Below are 19,561 nucleotides of genomic sequence, written 5' to 3'. Positions count from 1 at the left end.
GGCTTGCCCGCGAATGCGGTGGTTCAGCATCAGATGTGCTGACTGACACGCCGCTTTCGCGGGCAAGCCCGCTCCCACATTTTTGATCTTCAGCGCTTGTCAGCTCCCGGTAGTGACTTGCGGCACTTGTGGCAATGCTGCGCCTTTAGGCCACAACATCCAGATCTGCCCCTGCTGCTTCATATTCCCCGCCAGCTCACCCGCTGCTGCGCCAGTGCCCCAAAACAAGTCTGCACGCACTTCGCCGGTGATTGCACCGCCCGTGTCTTGCGCGGCTACAGGTCGCGCGATGGGCGAGCCATCCGGCTTGGTGGTGGACAGCCACAACAGACTGCCCAACGGAATCACCTTGCGATCCACCGCCACGCTGTAGCCGGCAGTCAAGGGTACGTTCAACGAACCGCGCGGGCCTTCGTTGCTGTCGGGGCGCACGCTGAAGAACACGTAGCTGGGGTTGCTCGCCAGCAGTTCCGGGATGCGCTGCGGGTGGGCCTTGGCCCAGGCACTGATGGTGCCCATGGTCACGTCTTCTTTCTTCAACTCGCCTTGCTCCACCAGCCAACGCCCGATAGGGCGGTAGGGGTAGCCGTTCTGGTCGCCATAACCGATGCGCAGTTGGCGTCCGCCGGCCAGTTGGATACGGCCCGAGCCCTGGATCTGCAGGAATTGCAGGTCCATCGGGTCGGTCAGCCAGGCAATCGGCTTGGCGGTGGAGCCCTGGCCATTGATCGCACTGGCGTCGTCGTAAGGCTTGAGTACCCGGCCTTCGAGGCGGCCACGCAGGCGCTTGCCCTTGAGTTCTGGGTAGATGCTTTCGAGGTTGACGATGATCAGGTCATCCGGCACGCCGTACACCGGCACGTCGGCTTTGGCGGTCTTGGTCAGGCTGCCGGGGTAGACCGGTTCGTAGTAGCCGGTGATCAGGCCGTTAGGCGTGTTGTCGGCCGAACGCAGGCCGAAGACATCCAGGCGCTCTTTGAGAAAACCGCGTACCGCCTCGGCATTTCCCGGCACCGTAGCCGCTGCGGCGCAGGTCGCGCCCCAGATCGGGTCGGCCTTGAGGCGTTGGCAGGCACTGCGCCAGGATTCAAAACCGGCCAGCAGGTCGCTGTCGGATACCGCCGGCAAGGCTTCCCAGGGCGCGCTCACATAGGTGGCCACGGCGTGGGGTTTGGAAGTTTCATCTTTGGCTGTTTCTTTCCCCGCATCGCAACCGGCAAGCAGCGCGATCAGCGGTAGAGCCCACGCCAGGCGGCGGCTCCAAGGGTTGAGGGTGATATTCATACACGTATTTCCTGAAGCGATTGCCCGCGCCGTAGCGCCTGTTGGGCAACCCTTATTATTAATAGGGCTATTGGTCTTTGTGGGCTGGGCGAGGATACTGGCCGCCGTTTCCCGTGACCCTGAAGCCACCATGACTTTTAAACGATTGACCGTTGTATTGCTGGCCTGCCTGACACTGTCCGCCTGCGGCGGCGTTGATCCGAATTCGCCCTTGGGCCAGCGCAAGGCGATCTTCAAACAGATGCTCAAGACCGGCGAAGACCTGGGCGGCATGCTGCGTGGGCGCATCCCGTTCGACGGCGCCAAATTCGCTGAAGGTGCGGTCAAGCTGGACGCGTTGTCCCATGAGCCATGGAAGCACTTTCCGAGCGTGCGCGAAGAAGACCATAGCAGCGCCAAAGATGATGTCTGGCAGAAACAGGCGCAATTCCAGGAATTGGCCCGCAACCTTGAAACGGCCACCGGTGAATTGGTGACCGCCAGCCAGGTGCAGCCTTACAAGGCCAGCAACCTGGGGCCTGCGGTGCAGAAAGTCGAAGATGCCTGCAGCGCGTGCCATAAGCAGTTCCGCGACCACTAAGCGATTTTACTGGTCGAGCTCTTCCACAGCGTCCTGCAGCTCTTTACGCGACTCGGCAAGCTTGTCCTTACGCTTGTTGATCTTGTCCGCGTCGCCTTTTTTCATGGCCTTGTCGAGGTCGGCCTGACGGCGACTGACTTCGTGCTTGGCGTCGAGTACCTTGTTTTCCCGTTCCTTTTTCAAGGAGGCGTCGGTGCAATTGGCGGTGACTTCGCTCAGGGCTTTTTCCAGGCCGGCTTGCTGGGCGCTGTTGCCGTGGGCCTTGGCTTGTTCGATCTGGGCGCTGATGGCCTGGCGCTTGGCGGCGCAGCCGGTGAGTTGCGGGGCGTCTTCGGCGGCCAGCAACGGCGTGGCCATGAAGCTTGCGACGGTCAGCAGGGCAAACGGTGCGAGAAATTTCATGTGGAGCTCCAAGGTCGCAATCTGATGGCCGGGCGGGTTCAAAACCCGTCGATCCCGGCCGCGCGTAATGTTTCAGCCATGGCCAGCACCTGCGGGTCGCGAAAAAAGGCGCTCAATTGCGCCGCGCGACCGGGGCCGATGCCGTCGGTTGCCAGCCAGGCTTGGGTGTCTTTGGCAGCCAGGGTGTGCCAGCCGCCTTCCAGGTTGTTGCGTGCCGTAGGCGGTACGCCGAGGGCTTTGAGCCATTGTGCAAAGGGCCGTTGTCGCGCGCTGCGCAGGCTGTCGAGCACTCGCGCGCGACTGCGATCACCGAGGCCGTCAATGTTAGCAAGCTCTGCCGCATCCAGGGTCAACCAATCGAGAAAGCCTGCGATTAGACCGGCCTGGATCAATACGTTCCACGTCTCGCGGCCCACATGGGGCAGCGCCAGGCCCTGATTACTGCTGAGCCAGGTGAGGCGGGCGAGCAATTGCTCTTCGCAACCGGGGTCCAGTTGCCAGCAACTGAGGGCGTGAAAGGCGCCGGCGTCGGGGGCGTGCACCTCGACACGCTCGGTGTTGCGCAAAATCACCTCGTCCAACCGCGGGATCACCTGGCCTGCGAGGCTGATGGACACCTGATCGCCGGGGCGTATGTCCAGCGCTTGCCAACGTTTCAATGAGCCGGTGCTGACGCGACTGATCTGCCGGTCATCCAGGCGCACCGGTTCCAGTTCCAGGATCGGCGTGATGCGCCCGGTGCGGCCGATCTTGAACTGCACCTTGCGCACCAGTGCCAGGGCCTTGGTGACCGGGTACTTCCACGCGACCACCCAGTAAGGCGCGCTGACTTTCCAGCGCTCGGCCGGTGCGCGTAGTGCCTGGTGCAGTACCACCCCATCGCTGGCGAAGGGCAACGGGTGGGTGTACCAATAAGTGCGCCAGTGCGCGGCTTCGCTGATGCTCCGGACCGGCTGGCTGTAGCGCTGGCTGTCGGTGAAACCCAGGTGTGCGAGGGTATTCAGGCGTTCGTTGAATGAGGCCGGGCCGTCGGGCCAGGCCCAGACAAACAGGCCGATACCGGCGGCGTCGGCGTCGCTCAGCTGTTGGCGGTTCATCAGCCCGGCCACCTTGCTGCGGGCATTGAGCCCGCCGTGTACCGATTGCACATGGTCGGTGAGGCGCCAATAGAGTTCACCTTGCAGGACCAGGTCGATGGGCTCCGGCAGGTGCTGGACAATGCCGGGGATCCTGCGTGCGGCGGCTGACCAGTCCTGGCCCTGGAGACCGTCGCCGCGGCTGATCAACCGGCTCAGGCGGCCCTTGCGATACACCAGGGTCACAGCCACGCCATCGATCTTGGGCTGAATCCAGATATCCTGGCGGGTGCTCAGCCAGGCCTCGACAGCGTGTTCATCCAGGAGTTTTTCCAGGCCGGTATGGGCGACGGGGTGAGGGTGGGTGCCCCGGGAACTGGCCAGGGGGTTGTCTGCTGGCGCCGTGGGTTGGGGCGCGCACTCGCGCCAGCGGGCCAGGCGTTGGCGGGCCTGGTCGTAAAGCTCGTCGCTGATGGGGGACTGCCCGAGCCGGTGGTAACTATCGTCCCACTGGCGGATCTGCGCGGACAGGCTGTTGATCTGTGTCCGGGCGTCATCGGGGCAATCCTCGGCCCACGCCCAAAAAGCGCACATGCTGAGTAAAAGAGCCATCACTGAACGCATCATGAGCATCCTTGCTCGGAAGGGGAACCCAGCCTAAATGATCCACACGCCCACAAAAAAGCCCCGACGGTGCGGGGCTTTTTACGGGGTGTTTCTGCTTACTTGAACAGGCCGCCCAGTGCTTTCACGGCGTCGTTCTTGTCGGCCTTGGCTTCGGTGGTTTGCTGCTTGGCGTCGGCCTTGGCCTGGGTTTCGGCGAGTTTGTCACAACCTTTGTTGACTTGGTCCTGCGCTGCTTTGAAGGCCTTCACGGACAGCGTGTCGTTCTTGGCTTCGGCGGCATCGATCTTGGTTTGCAGGTCTTTGGCGTGTTGTTGGCAGTCGCCGGAGTTGCCGCCCAGTTGGGAACTCAGGGCGCCGCTCAGTGCGCTCAAGTCGGTGCCGGCGTGAGCAGGCAGGGCGAACAGGCTGAGCAGAAGGGCAGCAGGGGCGAGCGTGGAGATGCGCATGAAAAACCTCAATGTTCGATTGCTCGCGCGCGGATGAATCCCGGGCTGGCGCAAGGCAATATCCAAATAAGGTGAAGGCCCGAGAGGGCGCGGATTCTAGTGGGCCATTATTTGGCCTGCAAGGTTTGGATCCAAAAAATGTGAACATCACCGCGAATCATCCGGCAATAAAAAGCCCCGCCGGGCGAACCCGGCAGGGCTTTGGGTACTGCGGGCGATTACAGGCCGGCAGCGACGCGCAGGTCGTTGGCGCGGTCGGTTTTTTCCCAGGTAAACGTGGTGAAGGTGTCGTCGCCAACCGTCTTCTGTGCAGGGGTGCGGCCGAAGTGGCCGTAGGCTGCGGTTTCCTGGTACATCGGGTGCAGCAGGTCAAGCATGGTGGTGATGGCGTACGGACGCAGGTCGAAGACCTCACGCACCAACTTGACGATCTTGTCATCGCTGATCTTGCCGGTACCGAAGGTATTCAGCGAGATCGACGTAGGCTGGGCCACACCGATAGCGTAGGAAACCTGGATCTCGCAACGCTCGGCCAGGCCGGCCGCCACGATGTTCTTGGCCACGTAACGACCAGCATAGGCCGCCGAACGGTCAACCTTGGATGGGTCTTTGCCGGAGAACGCGCCGCCGCCGTGACGGGCCATGCCGCCGTAGCTGTCGACGATGATCTTGCGGCCGGTCAGGCCGCAGTCGCCCACGGGGCCACCGATGATGAACTGGCCAGTCGGGTTGATGTGGAACTGGGTGTCTTTGCTCAGCAGTTCGGCCGGCAGCACGTGCTTGACGATCAGCTCCATCACGCCTTCGCGCAGGTCGGCGTAGGACACGTCCGGGTTGTGCTGGGTCGACAGTACGACAGCGTCGATACCGACGACTTTGCCGCCTTCGTAACGGCAGGTCACCTGGGACTTGGCGTCCGGACGCAGCCATGGCAGCAGGCCGGATTTGCGCGCTTCAGCCTGACGCTGCACCAGTTGGTGCGAGAAGGTGATCGGGGCTGGCATCAGCACGTCGGTTTCGTTGCTGGCATAGCCGAACATCAGGCCCTGGTCGCCGGCGCCCTGATCTTCAGGCTTGGCGCGGTCGACACCCTGGTTGATGTCGGGGGATTGCTTGCCGATGATGTTCATCACGCCGCAGGTCGCGCCGTCGAAGCCGACGTCGGAGCTGTTGTAGCCGATGTCGGTGATCACATCACGGACGATCTGCTCCAGGTCAACCCAGGCCGTGGTAGTCACTTCGCCAGCGATGATCGCTACACCGGTTTTCACCAGAGTCTCGCAGGCCACACGGGCGTGCTTGTCTTCAGCAATGATGGCGTCCAGCACCGCGTCAGAAATCTGGTCGGCGATTTTGTCCGGATGCCCTTCAGACACGGACTCGGAGGTGAAAAGGGAGTATTCGCTCATCTCGATGTTTTCCTGATATTTACCGATGGTGAGTGTCGCCAGCCGGTCGCTGAAAATGGCGGACCTGGATCTGGAAACCATTACGTAAACCTACATAGAGGCTTTCCCCGGGAACGAGTCCCGCAGCGGTGGCCCAACGGGCCAGATCGTCCTGTTCAAAACCCAACCAGAGATCACCGCAGGCCTCCTTGGCCCAATTCTGGTTGTGGCTGCATAAATCCGTAACCAACAGGCTACCGCCGGGGTGCAGGAGCCCGGCCATTTGCTTGAGGGCGTCGGCGGGGGCGGCGAAATGGTGCAAGACCATGTTCAGCACCACGCAGTCGGCCTGCAGGGTTGTGCCATTGAGCGCGTCAGCCAGTTGCAGCGTGACGTTGCCCAAAGCCTCGCGCTCGCAGAGCTGGCGCGCCAGTTCGAGCATCGCCGGGCTGTTGTCCAGCGCACTGACGTGCTTGAAACGGCATGCCAGGTCTGGCAGGAAACCGCCATCCCCAGGGCCGACCTCCAGCGCGCTGGCTTCATCACTGAAGCTCAGCTTGTCCAGTAGCGCCAGTACGCTTTCGCGGTATTGGGGCAGACCGGCGATCAGGTCCTGTTGGGCGCGAAACTTCTCGGCCACCCGTGAGAAAAAGTCCTGGCTGGCCGCAGCACGTTGCCCGTGGACCTGGGCGATGCGCGCTTGCACGTCGCCCGGCAGGTTCAGGCCATCGACTTCTTCAAGCAGGGCGGCGTGCAGCTTGCCGCCGAGCAGGTCGGTGTGGGGCAGGGCGCGACGGTAGAAGATTGCGTTGCCTTCGCGGCGGGTAGCCACCAGTTCGGCCTGGGCCAGCACCTTCAGGTGGTGGCTCATGCCGGATTGACCGATGGCGAAGATCTGCGCCAGTTCCAATACGCCAAACGAGTCGTTGGCCAGTGCGCGCAGTACGTTCAAACGCAACGGATCGCCGGCGGCCTTGCACAAGGCTGCCAGTTCATCGCCGTCATCGGGACGCAGGGAGGGCACGGGTAGATTCATAAGGCCAGCAGTCTAGTGACGGGTGCAAAGCATCGCAAGGTCAATATCAAAAAGTTTTGATATTGATCGATAAGTGGCGGTCATAAGCAAGCACTCCAGCCTTTAGACGAACGGGTGGCCGATTTCTGCAAGGGATTGGCGCACAAAGGGCAGGAAAAACCGCTCAAGTGACTATCTGTCATTGCCCGCAGGCGGTGGCTGAGGGAAAATGCCGGTCCTTTTTTCCGTTTCTTTTTATTCAAACCCCAGGAGATCAGCGATGCCCAGCCGTCGTGAGCGTGCCAACGCCATTCGTGCCCTCAGCATGGATGCCGTGCAAAAAGCCAACAGCGGCCATCCCGGTGCCCCGATGGGCATGGCGGATATCGCCGAGGTACTTTGGCGTGACTACCTGAAACACAACCCGAGCAATCCATCGTTCGCCGACCGTGACCGCTTCGTGCTGTCCAACGGCCACGGCTCGATGCTGATTTACTCGCTGCTGCACCTGACCGGCTACGACGTCACCATCGATGACCTCAAGAGCTTCCGCCAGCTGCACAGCCGCACCCCGGGTCACCCGGAATTCGGCTACACCCCAGGCGTCGAGACCACCACCGGTCCCCTGGGCCAAGGCCTGGCCAACGCGGTTGGCTTCGCGCTGGCGGAAAAAGTCCTGGGCGCACAATTCAACCGCCCTGGCCACGACATCGTCGACCACCACACCTACGTGTTCCTGGGTGATGGCTGCATGATGGAAGGCATTTCCCACGAAGTCGCGTCCCTGGCCGGCACCCTAGGCCTGGGCAAGCTGATCGCCTTCTACGATGACAACGGCATCTCCATCGACGGCGAAGTCGAAGGCTGGTTCACCGATGACACCCCGAAGCGTTTCGAAGCCTACAACTGGCAGGTGATCCGCAACGTCGACGGCCACGATCCGGAAGAGATCAAGACCGCCATCGACACCGCTCGCAAGAGCGCACAGCCGACCCTGATCTGCTGCAAGACCACCATCGGCTTCGGTTCGCCGAACAAGCAAGGTAAAGAAGACTGCCACGGCGCCCCACTGGGTGACGCGGAAATCGCCCTGACCCGTGCTGCGCTGAAATGGAACCACGGCCCGTTCGAAATCCCGGCCGACATCTACGCCGAATGGGATGCCAAGGAAAAAGGCCTGGCGACCGAAGCCGAGTGGGACCAGCGTTTCGCGGCCTACTCCGCCGAGTTCCCGGAGCTTGCCAACGAGCTGGTACGTCGTCTGGCCGGTGACCTGCCTGCCGACTTCTCGGAAAAAGCCTCGGCCTACATCGCCGAAGTCGCGGCCAAGGGCGAGACCATCGCCAGCCGTAAAGCCAGCCAGAACACCCTGAACGCCTTTGGCCCGCTGCTGCCGGAGATCCTCGGCGGTTCGGCCGACCTGGCCGGTTCCAACCTGACCCTGTGGAAAGGCTGCAAGGGCGTGACGGCGGAAGACGCCAGCGGCAACTACATGTACTACGGCGTACGTGAGTTCGGCATGAGCGCCATCATGAACGGCGTGTCCCTGCACGGCGGCCTGGTGCCTTACGGCGCGACCTTCCTGATGTTCATGGAATACGCACGCAACGCCGTGCGTATGGCTGCGCTGATGAAGAAGCGCGTGATCCACGTTTACACCCACGACTCCATCGGTCTGGGCGAAGACGGCCCGACGCACCAGCCGGTCGAGCAACTGACCAGCTTGCGTACCACGCCGAATCTGGACACCTGGCGTCCAGCCGACGCGGTGGAATCCGCCGTGGCCTGGAAGCACGCCATCGAGCGCAAGGACGGCCCTTCGGCGCTGATCTTCTCGCGTCAGAACCTGCAACACCAAGTGCGTACCGACGCGCAGATCGCCGACATCGCCCGTGGCGGTTATGTGCTCAAGGACTGCGCTGGCGAGCCGGAGCTGATCCTGATCTCCACGGGTTCCGAAGTGGGCCTGACCGTTCAGGCGTACGACAAGCTGACTGAGCAAGGCCGCAAGGTGCGTGTGGTTTCGATCCCGTGCACCAGCGTGTTCGATGCCCAGGACGCCAGCTACAAGCAATCGGTCCTGCCGTTGCAGGTCAGCGCGCGTATCGCCATCGAAGCGGCTCACGCCGACTACTGGTACAAGTACGTGGGCCTGGAAGGCCGAGTGATCGGCATGACCACCTACGGTGAGTCGGCGCCGGCGCCAGCGTTGTTCGAAGAGTTCGGTTTCACCCTGGACAACATCCTGGGTCAGGCTGAAGAGCTGCTGGAAGACTAAGGCTGTAAATTGGGGTGGCTGTACTGACGCCTTCGCGAGCAAGCCCGCTCCCACACTTGACCGAGTTCCAGCATGAGAATGCGGTCAAAATGTGGGAGCGGGCTTGCTCGCGAAAGCGGTCTAACAGTCACCCCTCTACCCAAGGTAATCGAGAACCCCATGCCTCAACCGCGTCCCTACAAAGTTGCACTCAACGGCTACGGCCGCATTGGTCGTTGCGTCTTGCGTGCTCTGTTCGAGCGAGGGGCGGCTGCCGGGTTTGAAATTGTTGCGATCAACGATCTGGCCGACATGGCCAGCGTCGAATACCTGACACGCTTTGACTCCACCCACGGCCGTTTCCCAGGCGAAGTGCGGGTCGAGGGCGATTGTCTGCATATTAATGGCAACTGCGTGCAGGTCCTGCGCAGTGCCACCCCCGAAGGCATCGACTGGAAAGCACTGGGCGTCGACCTGGTGCTGGAGTGTTCCGGTGTCTATCACACCCGTGCCGATGGCCAGCGTTTTCTCGACGCCGGCGCGCCGCGTGTGCTGTTTTCCCAGCCGATGGCCAGCGAGGCGGATGTCGACGCCACCATCGTCTACGGCATCAACCAGGATTGCCTGACCGGTGCGGAGCTGTTGGTGTCCAACGCCTCCTGCACCACCAACTGCAGCGTGCCGTTGTTGCGCCTGCTGGATCAGGCGATTGGTGTGGACTACGTGTCGATCACCACCATTCACTCGGCGATGAACGACCAGCCGGTGATCGACGCCTACCACCATGAAGACCTGCGTCGTACGCGTTCGGCGTTCCAGTCGGTGATTCCGGTGTCTACCGGCCTGGCGCGTGGTATCGAGCGACTGCTGCCGGAACTTGCCGGGCGAATCCAGGCCAAAGCCGTACGGGTGCCGACGGTGAACGTGTCTTGCCTGGACATCACCATGCAGACCGTGAGCGACACCGATGCGACGGAGGTCAACCGGATCCTGCGCGACGCCGCCACCAGCGGCCCGCTCAAAGGCCTTTTGGCCTACACCGAGTTGCCCCACGCCAGTTGTGATTTCAACCATGACCCGCATTCGGCGATTGTCGATGCCAGCCAGACCCGCGTTTCCGGCCCGAGGCTGGTGAACATCCTGGCCTGGTTCGACAACGAATGGGGTTTTGCCAACCGCATGCTGGATGTTGCAGGACACTATCTGCACATCGCCTCCAAACAACCTCAACAGTAATTCAGGAACTGCGACCCATGACCGTGTTGAAGATGACCGACCTCGATCTGCAAGGTAAGCGCGTACTGATCCGCGAAGACCTCAACGTCCCAGTCAAGGACGGTGTTGTCACCAGCGATGCGCGAATCCTGGCCTCGCTGCCGACCATCAAGCTGGCCCTGGAAAAAGGTGCGGCCGTGATGGTCTGCTCCCACCTGGGTCGTCCGACCGAAGGTGAGTTCTCCGCCGAAAACAGCCTCAAGCCTGTAGCCGATTACCTGAGCAAGGCCCTGGGCCGCGAGGTGCCGCTGGTGGCTGACTACCTGGCTGGCGTCGACGTTAAAGCCGGCGACATCGTGCTGTTCGAAAACGTGCGCTTCAACAAGGGCGAGAAAAAGAACAGCGACGAACTGGCCCAGCAATACGCAGCGCTGTGCGACGTGTTCGTGATGGATGCATTCGGCACCGCTCACCGTGCCGAAGGTTCGACCCACGGCGTGGCCAAGTTCGCCAAAGTCGCCGCTGCGGGCCCTTTGCTGGCCGCTGAACTGGACGCACTGGGCAAGGCCCTGGGCGCGCCGGCGCAACCGATGGCGGCCATCGTTGCCGGTTCCAAAGTCTCCACCAAGCTGGACGTGCTCAACAGCCTGAGCCAGATCTGCAACCAGCTGATCGTTGGCGGCGGTATCGCCAACACCTTCCTGGCCGCCGCCGGCCACCCGGTGGGCAAGTCGCTGTACGAGCCGGACCTGCTCGACACCGCCCGCGCCATCGCCGCTAAAGTCAGCGTGCCATTGCCGGTAGACGTGGTCGTCGCCAAGGAATTCGCCGAGAGCGCCGAAGCCACCGTCAAGCTGATCGCAGACGTGGCTGCCGACGACATGATCCTGGACATCGGTCCGCAAACCGCGGCCAACTTCGCCGAACTGCTGAAAGCCTCCCAGACCATCCTGTGGAATGGCCCGGTCGGCGTATTCGAGTTCGACCAGTTCGGCAACGGCACCAAGGTGCTGGCCAAGGCCATCGCTGAGAGCTCGGCGTTCTCGATTGCCGGCGGTGGCGACACCCTGGCGGCCATCGATAAATATGGCGTTGCTGATCAGATCTCCTACATTTCTACCGGGGGTGGCGCGTTCCTCGAGTTCGTCGAAGGCAAAGTCCTGCCAGCGGTTGAAGTGCTGGAAACACGGGCCAAAGGCTAAGGCGCGTGATCCGGAAAAGGAGCATTCCCATGATCAAGACGTTGGCACTGGTGATCGCAGCGGGCCTGTTGGCCGGCTGCGGCAGCACGCCGAACGCGGCGTCCGAGGCCGGAACGCCTGGGGCGCAGCCGAAAAAAAGCTGCTACCAGGCTGACTGGCAAGCCGAGACCATGCCGGTGATCAACAAGCGCATCGGCAATGAACGGCTGGAGAAATACGACGCTGCGCCCAACGGTCAGGAACAGGGTTGTCCTTGACGGGTCTGATCAATTGGCGGCCGTTGGTCGCCTCACGAGGATTGGCAATGAAAGGCGTTTTCGCCCTGGCAGCCCTGGCCCTGTTGGCCGGCTGCAGCAGCATGAACATGTTCAACAAGGCAGAGCCTGCCGACAAGTGGACCACCTGGACCTGCGACAGCAAGGCCGAGGTCAACTGGCGCTTTGCCAATGCAGCCCGCAGTGAGGTGGACGTACGCCTCGGCGGTTCTGACCAGGTCTACCGCCTCAAGCAAGACGTCGCCGCCTCGGGTGCGCTGTACGCCAACGACCAATTGGCGTTTCACACAAAAGGTGAGGAAGGCCTGGTTTACTGGGTCGCCACCGACGATTTGATCGGCCGTGGCTGCAACGCCCAGTAAGAACTCGATCTCAAGACAAATGAGATCCAAATGTGGGAGCGGGCTTGCCCGCGATGGCGGTGGGCCAGCTGGCGAATTCGGCATCTGCTACACCGCCATCGCAGGCAAGCCAGCTCCCACATTGACCCCGTTTCAACTTCAGATTGGTTAAATCCAATCAGCAATAACGATTCAGCAGGCCAGGCATGCAAACCCTGACCGGCAATAACTTGAATAGCAGCCGCCGCTACGGCAGGCTTGCACGATTAACGACCCTCGACCGGGAGAGACAACACAATGGCACTTATCAGCATGCGTCAAATGCTGGACCACGCAGCCGAATACGGCTACGGCGTCCCAGCCTTTAACGTCAACAACCTTGAGCAGATGCGCGCCATCATGGAAGCCGCTGACAAGACCGACTCCCCCGTGATCGTCCAGGCTTCGGCCGGTGCCCGCAAATACGCCGGCGCGCCGTTCCTGCGTCACCTGATCCTTGCCGCGATCGAAGAATTCCCGCACATCCCGGTGTGCATGCACCAGGACCACGGCACCAGCCCTGACGTGTGCCAGCGCTCCATCCAACTGGGCTTCAGCTCGGTGATGATGGACGGCTCCCTCGGCGAAGACGGCAAGACCCCGACCGACTACGAGTACAACGTACGCGTTACTCAACAAACCGTCGCCATGGCCCACGCCTGCGGCGTGTCGGTTGAAGGCGAGTTGGGCTGCCTGGGTTCCCTGGAAACCGGCATGGCCGGCGAAGAAGACGGCATCGGCGCCGAAGGCGTGCTGGATCACAGCCAGATGCTGACCGACCCGGAAGAAGCCGCTGACTTCGTGAAAAAGACCCAAGTTGACGCCCTGGCCATCGCCATCGGCACCAGCCACGGCGCCTACAAGTTCACCAAGCCACCTACCGGCGATGTGCTGGCTATCGACCGCATCAAGGAAATCCACAAGCGCATCCCCAACACCCACCTGGTGATGCACGGTTCTTCCTCGGTGCCGCAAGAATGGCTGGCGATCATCAACCAGTACGGCGGCGACATCAAAGAAACCTACGGCGTACCGGTTGAAGAAATCGTCGAAGGCATCAAGCACGGCGTGCGCAAGGTCAACATCGACACCGACCTGCGTTTGGCGTCCACCGGTGCGATGCGTCGCCTGATGGCCACCAACCCGAGCGAGTTCGACCCGCGTAAGTTCTTTGGCGCCACGGTGACTGCGATGCGTGATGTGTGTATCGCGCGTTATGAAGCGTTTGGTACTGCCGGTAATGCTTCGAAGATCAAGCCGATCTCGTTGGAAGCGATGTACCAGCGGTATTTGAAAGGTGAGTTGAACGCCAAGGTCAACTAAGCCCCGAGCGTTTGAAAAGAAGCCCGCAGCGATGCGGGCTTTTTCGTGCCTGCTGATTCAAACAACAGTGAAACGTAGATTCTGCGAGATGACAGTGTAAGTTCCGGATGCGTTTGTCTGTTCGAAATAAATATCGTAGATACCAGGTAAGCCGAATTTGAACCGTACCTCCGCCTCGTAGTGCTCGCGTTTATTGGTAATGAATGCCTGCAAGAGGGCAGGGGTCAGCAGGGTGGTGATAACAGTCACCGTGGGGAAACCGGCAGAGGGAACCGGGTACAAGTAATAGGTCACCGTGTCATTGATCCGGGTGTCTACGTCGAGCAGGTGATAGAGGACGAGATACCTGATATTGATGCTGACTACCGGCAAAGTCTGAGGGCCGGTGAAAAAACTCCCAGGCGGTACCGCGTTATATATTTTGGGTTGGTTGCCCGATGAAAATCCAGAGACAGGAGCTTGAGCAATAGTAATTAAGCTGGGCATCAACTACTCCGGGGTAACGTGGCTATCGGCAGGACAATCTCTGGCTCAGTCACTCAACTGCGTCCGACGTTGTGATCTGAGTGCGGTGCCGTGTGCCAAGTCTAAAGGGAGTTGATGTGCCCTCCACCTGTGAAACTTGACAGTGTTTTATAGGAGTTGGCTATATCGATGGTTTTTTCCATTCCCCAGTGTGCTGAAGAATGAAAAAAACCGTGCTGACAGGGTGTCGGTGTTCAGTCGTGATCAATATCCAACTTTGCAAAGGTCACCTTCGCGCCTTCCTTGCTATCTCCACTGTTGTCCTGCACATACGCCCCCGCCTTGAAATACAACGGCTTCGCCCCCCACGCCGCACCAATGCGTTCGTTCCACTCGCCATCCGCGGCATACACGCTGAGCAACCCTGCCTTATTCAGATTGATCACGTAGGTGAAGCTCTTCTCCAGCGGCACATTCGAAGCGACGATCACTACCCGCCCTTCATCCTCATCCGGGCGCATGCGCACTTTGGCGACGATGTTGCCGGTCTGGGTCTTCTCCTTGAATTGATACTCCAGCTTGATCAGCGGTTTCTGGCTGTCGTAGGCGTGAATCTGCCCGATCACGATCTTGCCCGAGGATGGCACTTGATTGACCGCCAGGGTCGCGCGCAGGAAGTTGTCCGCATCCGGGTAGGTCCAGTTGCGCAAGCGCCCATCGGCGTAGGTTTCGCGCAGTTCGCTGCGTGGGTAGATGGCGTTTTCGGTGCGGGTGCCGGTCACGGGGGTCCAAAACTGCACGTTGCTGCCTTCGGCCTGGAAGTATTGATCGTTAAAGCCGCTCATCAGCTTTGGCGTATCGATGGTCGCAGGTGGGGAGCCGACAGGGATGCTCAGGTTCCAGGTAGAGAGGTCGATCATGGCGTAGGCCTTTTTACAGAGGGGTGAAAGCTTTGGCCCGGAGGCCAGACAAGTTCTTTATAGGCGGTGCTTGTCCGGTTGTTAAACACTGGTTGGCAACTTATTGGCGTCAGCGAAATGTCAAAAAGCCATGTTTCCCATGAACCGCGGGCTGTAGCGGTTGACCGTTAGTCGGCTGACTGAACTTTGCGTCTATCATGGCATCCACGTCACTTCTGATTTTCAGGAACCGGGTCTAGAGTGACGTCTCAGGGTTTGTCCGGGTTTTCTCTCAAAAATGACCGGAATTGCACCTTAAGGAAGAGAAGCAGCATGGATTGCGCTCCACACAACGGCGATGGCAGTTCGGTTCTTTTGGTGGTCGACGACTACCCGGAAAACCTCATCAGCATGCGTGCGCTTTTGCAGCGTGAAGATTGGCGGGTGATGACCGCCGCGTCCGGCATGGAAGCGCTGGAATTACTGTTGGCCCACGAAGTCGACCTGGTCTTGCTGGACGTGCGCATGCCCGGCATGGACGGTTTTGAAGTGGCGCGGCTGATGCGTGGCAGCCAGCGCACGCGCATGACCCCGATTATTTTTCTCACCGCCAATGCGCAGTCGCCCGCCGCCGTGCAGGAAGGTTATGCCAGCGGGGCGATCGACTACCTGTTCAAACCGTTTGACCCGCATATCCTCAAGCCCAAGGTCCAGGCGTTGCTGGAACACCAGCGCAACCGCCGGGCCTTGCAGCGCCTGAGTCATGACCTGGAGTCCGCCCGCGCCTTTAATGCCTCGGTGTTGGACAACGCCGCCGAGGGCATTCTGGTGGTGGGCGAGGGCAGTGTGATCCAGTACGCCAACCCGGCGATTTCGCGGTTGTTGAACGCCACGATGCTCGAGTTGCAGGGCGAGAGCTTCCTAAGCTTCCTGCAAAAGCCCCACGTGCCCGCCTGGCTGAGCTTCCCCATGTATGAGGCGTACTGCAAAGGTGAGACGTGGCGCCAGCACGACGCCATTTTGCGCACCAGTCGCGGCCAGCAGGTGGCGGTGGCCTTGTCCAGCGCGCCATTGCCCGCCGAGCAGAAGGCCATGGTGGTGACGGTGCTGGACATGTCCGAAGTGCGCCACCTGCATCAGCAGCTGGAGTTCCAGGCGGTGACCGACCCGTTGACCGGCCTGCTGAACCGGCGCGGCTTCTACCAGGCGGTGGAAAGCACGTTGCTGCGCAGCGAACGCAACGAGAACGCGCTGGTGCTGCTGTACCTGGACCTCGATGGCTTCAAGCGGGTCAACGACTCCCTTGGCCATGATGCGGGGGATCGTGTATTGCGTTGGGTCTCGGAACAGATGCAGGCATGCCTGCGCTCCTACGACATTCTGGGGCGCATGGGGGGCGACGAATTCACCGCGCTGCTGGAGCTGGAATTCCCCGAGCAAGCGGCGAAGATTGCAGAAAAACTCATCGAGCGCGTGTCGATCTGCCAGCAGGTTGACGGCCTGGATGTGATGCTTGGCGTGAGCATCGGCATCGCGACGTTCCCCGACTGCGGCGCGGACTTGAGCGGCCTGTTGCGTGCAGCCGACATCGCCATGTACGAAGCCAAGCGCGCCGGGCGTCAGCAGTATCGCTATTACGATCAAGACATGAACGGCCGCGCCCGCTCACGCCTGATGCTGGAAGACAGCGTGCGCACGGCCATCGAGAACAGAGATTTCACACTGGTGTACCAACCCCAGGTTTCACTGCTGGACGGGCGTTTACGTGGCGTCGAGGCGTTGTTGCGCTGGCAGCACCCCAGTGTCGGTGATGTGCCGCCAGGGCTGTTTTTGCCGCTGCTGGAAGAGGCGCGGTTGATCAGCCAGTTGAGCGCCTGGATCTACCAGCAAGTCGCCGCCCAGCGCCAGGCCTGGCAAACGTTTGACCCGGAGTTGGTGCTGAGCGTCAGCCTGAGCGGCAACCAGTTCAATATGCCCAACCTCGCCGCCCAGTTGCAGCAGGTGGTAGAGCGCCATGGATTGCAGGGGCGCCAGCTGGAAGTGGAGATCAGCGAAGACTGCCTGACCAGCAACCTGGAAGAGTCGGCCAAGCAACTCAAGCTGCTGCGCCAGATCGGGGTGCGCATCGCGCTGGATGACTTTGGTTGCGGCCATTGTTCCCTGGCCCATCTGCGTGACCTTGAGTTCGACACCCTCAAGCTCGACCCGCAACTGGTCGCCCGTCTGCCGGGATCGACCCGGGATGCGGCGATGGCGCGCAGCATCATCGAACTGTGCGGGCACTTTGATGTGCTGGTGGTTGCCGAAGGGGTGGCCACCCAGGCGCAGGCGGATTGGCTCAAGTCCAATGGTTGCGCGTTTGCCCAGGGCCCGCTGATTGCGCAACCGCTGATGGCCGACGAAGTCGCCAGCTGGCCGCACCCTCGGCAGGTCTGAATTCGTTACACTGGCGGCCATTCGAACCCTGTTGCAGACCCCATGACCGCGCTGAAATACCTCCAGGCCTATCCCGCTGCGCTCCAGGAGCAAGTGCGCCAACTGATCGCCAAGGACCAGTTGGGCGCCTACCTTGAGCAGCGCTACCCTGAACGTCACGCCGTGCAGAGCGACAAGGCCCTGTACGCCTACGCCCTGGCCTTGAAGCAGGAACACCTGCGCAACGCGCCTGCCATCGACAAAGTGCTGTTCGACAACCGCCTGGACCTGACCCACCGCGCCCTCGGCCTGCATACGACGATTTCACGGGTGCAGGGCGGCAATCTCAAATCCAAGAAAGAAATCCGCATCGCGGCGCTGTTCAAGGACGCGGCGCCGGAGTTCCTGCGCATGATCGTCGTTCACGAACTGGCGCACTTCAAGGAATCGGACCACAACAAGGCGTTCTACAAACTCTGCGACTACATGATGCCGGGCTACCATCAGGTGGAATTCGACCTGCGGGTGTACCTCACGTATCGCGACCTGCAAGGCAAGCCCTGACCGCATAAGGCGACCGACCATGGATGTGAGCAAAACCAAGAGCAGCTTCTACCGCCGCCTGTACGTGGCGTACCTGATCGACAGCGGGCTGGCGAGCAATGTGCCTGCATTGACCGACGTCACCGGCATGCCCCGGCGCACGGCGCAGGACACGATTGCGGCGTTGGCCGACTTGGACATCGTGTGTGAATTCGAGCAGGAAGACGGGGCGCGCAATCATGCGGGGCAGTATCGGATCCGCAGCTGGGGGGCGATTGATCGGGGGTGGATTGCGGGGAATCTGGCTTCGGTGAAACAGGTGTTGGGGTATCCCTGAAGTTTTGTGGTGAAGGGGCTGGCGTTATCGCAGCGATGGGGCCCTCAGGAGCGCCGCATACCAATATGTGGAATGTCATCCTCCAGATATTCCTCTCCCGCCACCACAAACCCATACCGCCCGTAATACCCCTGCAAATGGGCCTGGGCCGACAGAAAGATCGGCGTCTCGGGCCAGATGTCGGCAATCCGCTTGAGCGTCTCTTCCATCATCTGGTGGCCCAACCCGGTGCCCCGCGCCACCGGCGCCACGATCACCCGGCCGATGACCACATCGCCGCCCTGGGACTCCGGGTCCAGCAGGCGCAGGTAGGCCACCAACTGGTCATCCTGCCAGGCCATCAGGTGGTGGGTGTCGCCTTCCAGATCCTGCCCGTCGATGTCTTGGTAGACGCACTTTTGCTCGACGACGAACACCTCGCCACGCAGGCGCAGGATCGCGTACAACTGCTCCTTGCCCAGGTCGGTGTGATGTTTGCAGACCCAATCGACTGTCATGGCGAAATCTCTTATCAGTAGGTGTTCTGGATAGTAAGCGCGACGAGCGATTGTGTCTAAATCAGCTATTTTTTGTGAGTGAAATCAATTTGCCATCATTGGGTGCATTCGCCGCCCGTTTCTTTGTGTAATCTTGAGCTACTGTTAGAACCTCTGGGCCCGCCAAGGATGTTGAGCATGCCGCGATTGTTTCGTGCCGTTGCTTTGATTGGAGTGTTGTTGCTGGCCCAGCCGGCGTTCGCACAGCGTTTACGCTTGGTGGCGGATGCCTGGCCTCCCTTTACCGATGCCACCTTGATCAATGGCGGCTTGGCCACCGACATCGTCAGCACGGCCTTGGCCCGTGCCGGCTACGCCAGTGATTTCGAGCAGGTGCCCTGGGCCCGTGCGCTGATGGGCGTGGGTGACGGGCGCTACGACGTGCTGGTCAACGCCTGGTACGACGATGCCCGTACCCGGCTGGGCCAGTTTTCCGGCGAGTACCTGCTCAACCGCGTGCGTTTCATCAAGCGACGCGACGACCCTATCGAGTTCAACAACCTTGAGCAATTGCACGCGTACCCCATCGCGGTGGTGCGCGGCTATGCCTACTCCGCAGCGTTCGACGGCGATGCGCAGTTGCAGAAAGTCCCGGTGCACAGCTTCGCCATGGCCGTGCGCATGCTGGCGGCGCAACGGGTACGGCTGACGGTGGAGGATGAATATGTGGCGCGCTATTACCTGGCACGAGAGTCGCCCAAGGTGCGCAATGCGGTGGAGTTTCTACCCACACCGTTGAGTGAAAACAGCCTGCATATCCTGGTAAGCCTGAAGAACCCCGAACACGCGCAGATCGTTGCCAGTTTTGATCGGGAGATTGCCCGGATGAAGGATGATGGCAGTTATGCGCGGTTGATGAAGGCGCATGGGATGTAGTGTCTGGAAGGGCCTCTTCG

20 protein-coding genes are annotated in these 19,561 nt (G+C 61.0%); 11 read left to right on the top strand and 9 right to left on the bottom strand.

Features of this window, described 5'->3' with window-relative positions; genetic code table 11:
* Positions 1 to 99: 99 nt before the first annotated feature.
* The gene (gene mltA / locus OPU96_RS10630; RefSeq protein WP_226454534.1) at positions 100 to 1,284 is read right to left on the bottom strand and encodes a murein transglycosylase A; all 1,185 of its coding nucleotides are present in this window, start codon (positions 1,282 to 1,284) and stop codon (positions 100 to 102) included.
* Positions 1,285 to 1,414: 130 nt separating this feature from the next.
* Between mltA and OPU96_RS10625 the strand changes: the two genes are divergently transcribed.
* The gene (locus OPU96_RS10625) at positions 1,415 to 1,864 is read left to right on the top strand and encodes a c-type cytochrome (protein WP_226454533.1); all 450 of its coding nucleotides are present in this window, start codon (positions 1,415 to 1,417) and stop codon (positions 1,862 to 1,864) included.
* A 6-nt stretch (positions 1,865 to 1,870) separates the two neighbouring features.
* On the opposite strand, the gene OPU96_RS10620 is transcribed toward OPU96_RS10625, so the two are convergent.
* From OPU96_RS10620 to OPU96_RS10600, 5 genes are all read right to left on the bottom strand, one after another.
* Entirely contained in the window at positions 1,871 to 2,266 is a 396-nt protein-coding gene (locus tag OPU96_RS10620) for a DUF1090 domain-containing protein (protein WP_192299923.1), read from the bottom strand.
* Between the two features lie 38 nt (positions 2,267 to 2,304).
* Complete coding sequence (gene ligB, locus OPU96_RS10615; protein ID WP_498559064.1) at positions 2,305 to 3,969, bottom strand: NAD-dependent DNA ligase LigB; 1,665 nt, start codon at positions 3,967 to 3,969, stop codon at positions 2,305 to 2,307.
* Between the two features lie 95 nt (positions 3,970 to 4,064).
* On the bottom strand, positions 4,065 to 4,415 hold the full coding sequence (locus tag OPU96_RS10610) for a hypothetical protein (RefSeq protein ID WP_192299921.1): 351 nt from the start codon (positions 4,413 to 4,415) through the stop codon (positions 4,065 to 4,067).
* A 218-nt stretch (positions 4,416 to 4,633) separates the two neighbouring features.
* The gene (gene metK / locus OPU96_RS10605; protein ID WP_192299920.1) at positions 4,634 to 5,824 is read right to left on the bottom strand and encodes a methionine adenosyltransferase; all 1,191 of its coding nucleotides are present in this window, start codon (positions 5,822 to 5,824) and stop codon (positions 4,634 to 4,636) included.
* A gap of 19 nt (positions 5,825 to 5,843) precedes the next feature.
* Positions 5,844 to 6,839 carry an ArsR/SmtB family transcription factor gene (locus tag OPU96_RS10600; protein WP_192299919.1) on the bottom strand — a complete coding sequence of 332 codons (996 nt, stop codon included), beginning with the start codon at positions 6,837 to 6,839 and terminating at the stop codon, positions 5,844 to 5,846.
* Positions 6,840 to 7,098: 259 nt separating this feature from the next.
* On the opposite strand from OPU96_RS10600, the gene tkt reads away from it, so the two are divergent.
* From tkt to fba, 6 genes are all read left to right on the top strand, one after another.
* On the top strand, positions 7,099 to 9,096 hold the full coding sequence (gene tkt / locus OPU96_RS10595) for a transketolase (RefSeq protein ID WP_192299918.1): 1,998 nt from the start codon (positions 7,099 to 7,101) through the stop codon (positions 9,094 to 9,096).
* Between the two features lie 159 nt (positions 9,097 to 9,255).
* The gene (epd, locus tag OPU96_RS10590) at positions 9,256 to 10,311 is read left to right on the top strand and encodes an erythrose-4-phosphate dehydrogenase (RefSeq protein ID WP_192299917.1); all 1,056 of its coding nucleotides are present in this window, start codon (positions 9,256 to 9,258) and stop codon (positions 10,309 to 10,311) included.
* 17 nt (positions 10,312 to 10,328) lie between these two features.
* Positions 10,329 to 11,492: a phosphoglycerate kinase gene (locus OPU96_RS10585; RefSeq protein ID WP_192299916.1), complete on the top strand. Its 1,164-nt coding sequence runs from the start codon at positions 10,329 to 10,331 to the stop codon at positions 11,490 to 11,492.
* A gap of 29 nt (positions 11,493 to 11,521) precedes the next feature.
* On the top strand, positions 11,522 to 11,749 hold the full coding sequence (locus OPU96_RS10580) for a hypothetical protein (protein WP_192299915.1): 228 nt from the start codon (positions 11,522 to 11,524) through the stop codon (positions 11,747 to 11,749).
* A 47-nt stretch (positions 11,750 to 11,796) separates the two neighbouring features.
* On the top strand, positions 11,797 to 12,129 hold the full coding sequence (locus tag OPU96_RS10575) for an MliC family protein (protein WP_498559063.1): 333 nt from the start codon (positions 11,797 to 11,799) through the stop codon (positions 12,127 to 12,129).
* Positions 12,130 to 12,405: 276 nt separating this feature from the next.
* Complete coding sequence (fba, locus tag OPU96_RS10570; protein WP_192299913.1) at positions 12,406 to 13,470, top strand: class II fructose-bisphosphate aldolase; 1,065 nt, start codon at positions 12,406 to 12,408, stop codon at positions 13,468 to 13,470.
* Positions 13,471 to 13,527: 57 nt separating this feature from the next.
* On the opposite strand, the gene OPU96_RS10565 is transcribed toward fba, so the two are convergent.
* Positions 13,528 to 13,956: a hypothetical protein gene (locus tag OPU96_RS10565; protein ID WP_498559062.1), complete on the bottom strand. Its 429-nt coding sequence runs from the start codon at positions 13,954 to 13,956 to the stop codon at positions 13,528 to 13,530.
* A gap of 233 nt (positions 13,957 to 14,189) precedes the next feature.
* A complete protein-coding gene (locus OPU96_RS10560; protein ID WP_226454530.1) occupies positions 14,190 to 14,855 on the bottom strand; it encodes a polysaccharide lyase family 7 protein in 666 nt (221 codons plus the stop codon).
* Between the two features lie 312 nt (positions 14,856 to 15,167).
* Between OPU96_RS10560 and OPU96_RS10555 the strand changes: the two genes are divergently transcribed.
* The 3 genes from OPU96_RS10555 to OPU96_RS10545 are packed head-to-tail and all read left to right on the top strand — an operon-like array spanning position 15,168 to position 18,129.
* Positions 15,168 to 17,270 carry a putative bifunctional diguanylate cyclase/phosphodiesterase gene (locus OPU96_RS10555; RefSeq protein WP_226454529.1) on the top strand — a complete coding sequence of 701 codons (2,103 nt, stop codon included), beginning with the start codon at positions 15,168 to 15,170 and terminating at the stop codon, positions 17,268 to 17,270.
* 42 nt (positions 17,271 to 17,312) lie between these two features.
* Positions 17,313 to 17,813 (top strand): M48 metallopeptidase family protein, encoded by a 501-nt coding sequence (locus tag OPU96_RS10550; protein WP_017735682.1) that lies wholly within the window; start codon positions 17,313 to 17,315, stop codon positions 17,811 to 17,813.
* 19 nt (positions 17,814 to 17,832) lie between these two features.
* Entirely contained in the window at positions 17,833 to 18,129 is a 297-nt protein-coding gene (locus OPU96_RS10545; protein WP_192299909.1) for a winged helix-turn-helix domain-containing protein, read from the top strand.
* A gap of 44 nt (positions 18,130 to 18,173) precedes the next feature.
* Here OPU96_RS10545 and OPU96_RS10540 read toward each other — a convergent pair whose 3' ends face one another.
* Positions 18,174 to 18,626, bottom strand: a complete 453-nt coding sequence (locus OPU96_RS10540; RefSeq protein ID WP_498559061.1) for a GNAT family N-acetyltransferase — start codon at positions 18,624 to 18,626, stop codon at positions 18,174 to 18,176.
* A 177-nt stretch (positions 18,627 to 18,803) separates the two neighbouring features.
* Here OPU96_RS10540 and OPU96_RS10535 point away from each other — a divergent pair, with 177 nt between their 5' ends.
* Positions 18,804 to 19,541 (top strand): substrate-binding periplasmic protein, encoded by a 738-nt coding sequence (locus tag OPU96_RS10535; protein WP_226454527.1) that lies wholly within the window; start codon positions 18,804 to 18,806, stop codon positions 19,539 to 19,541.
* Positions 19,542 to 19,561: the final 20 nt, after the last annotated feature.

The sequence above is a fragment of the Pseudomonas sp. RP-B7 genome, from assembly GCF_059803535.1.
Note: the sequence above shows the minus strand (reverse complement) of the source record. Positions and strands in the feature narration are given on the sequence as shown.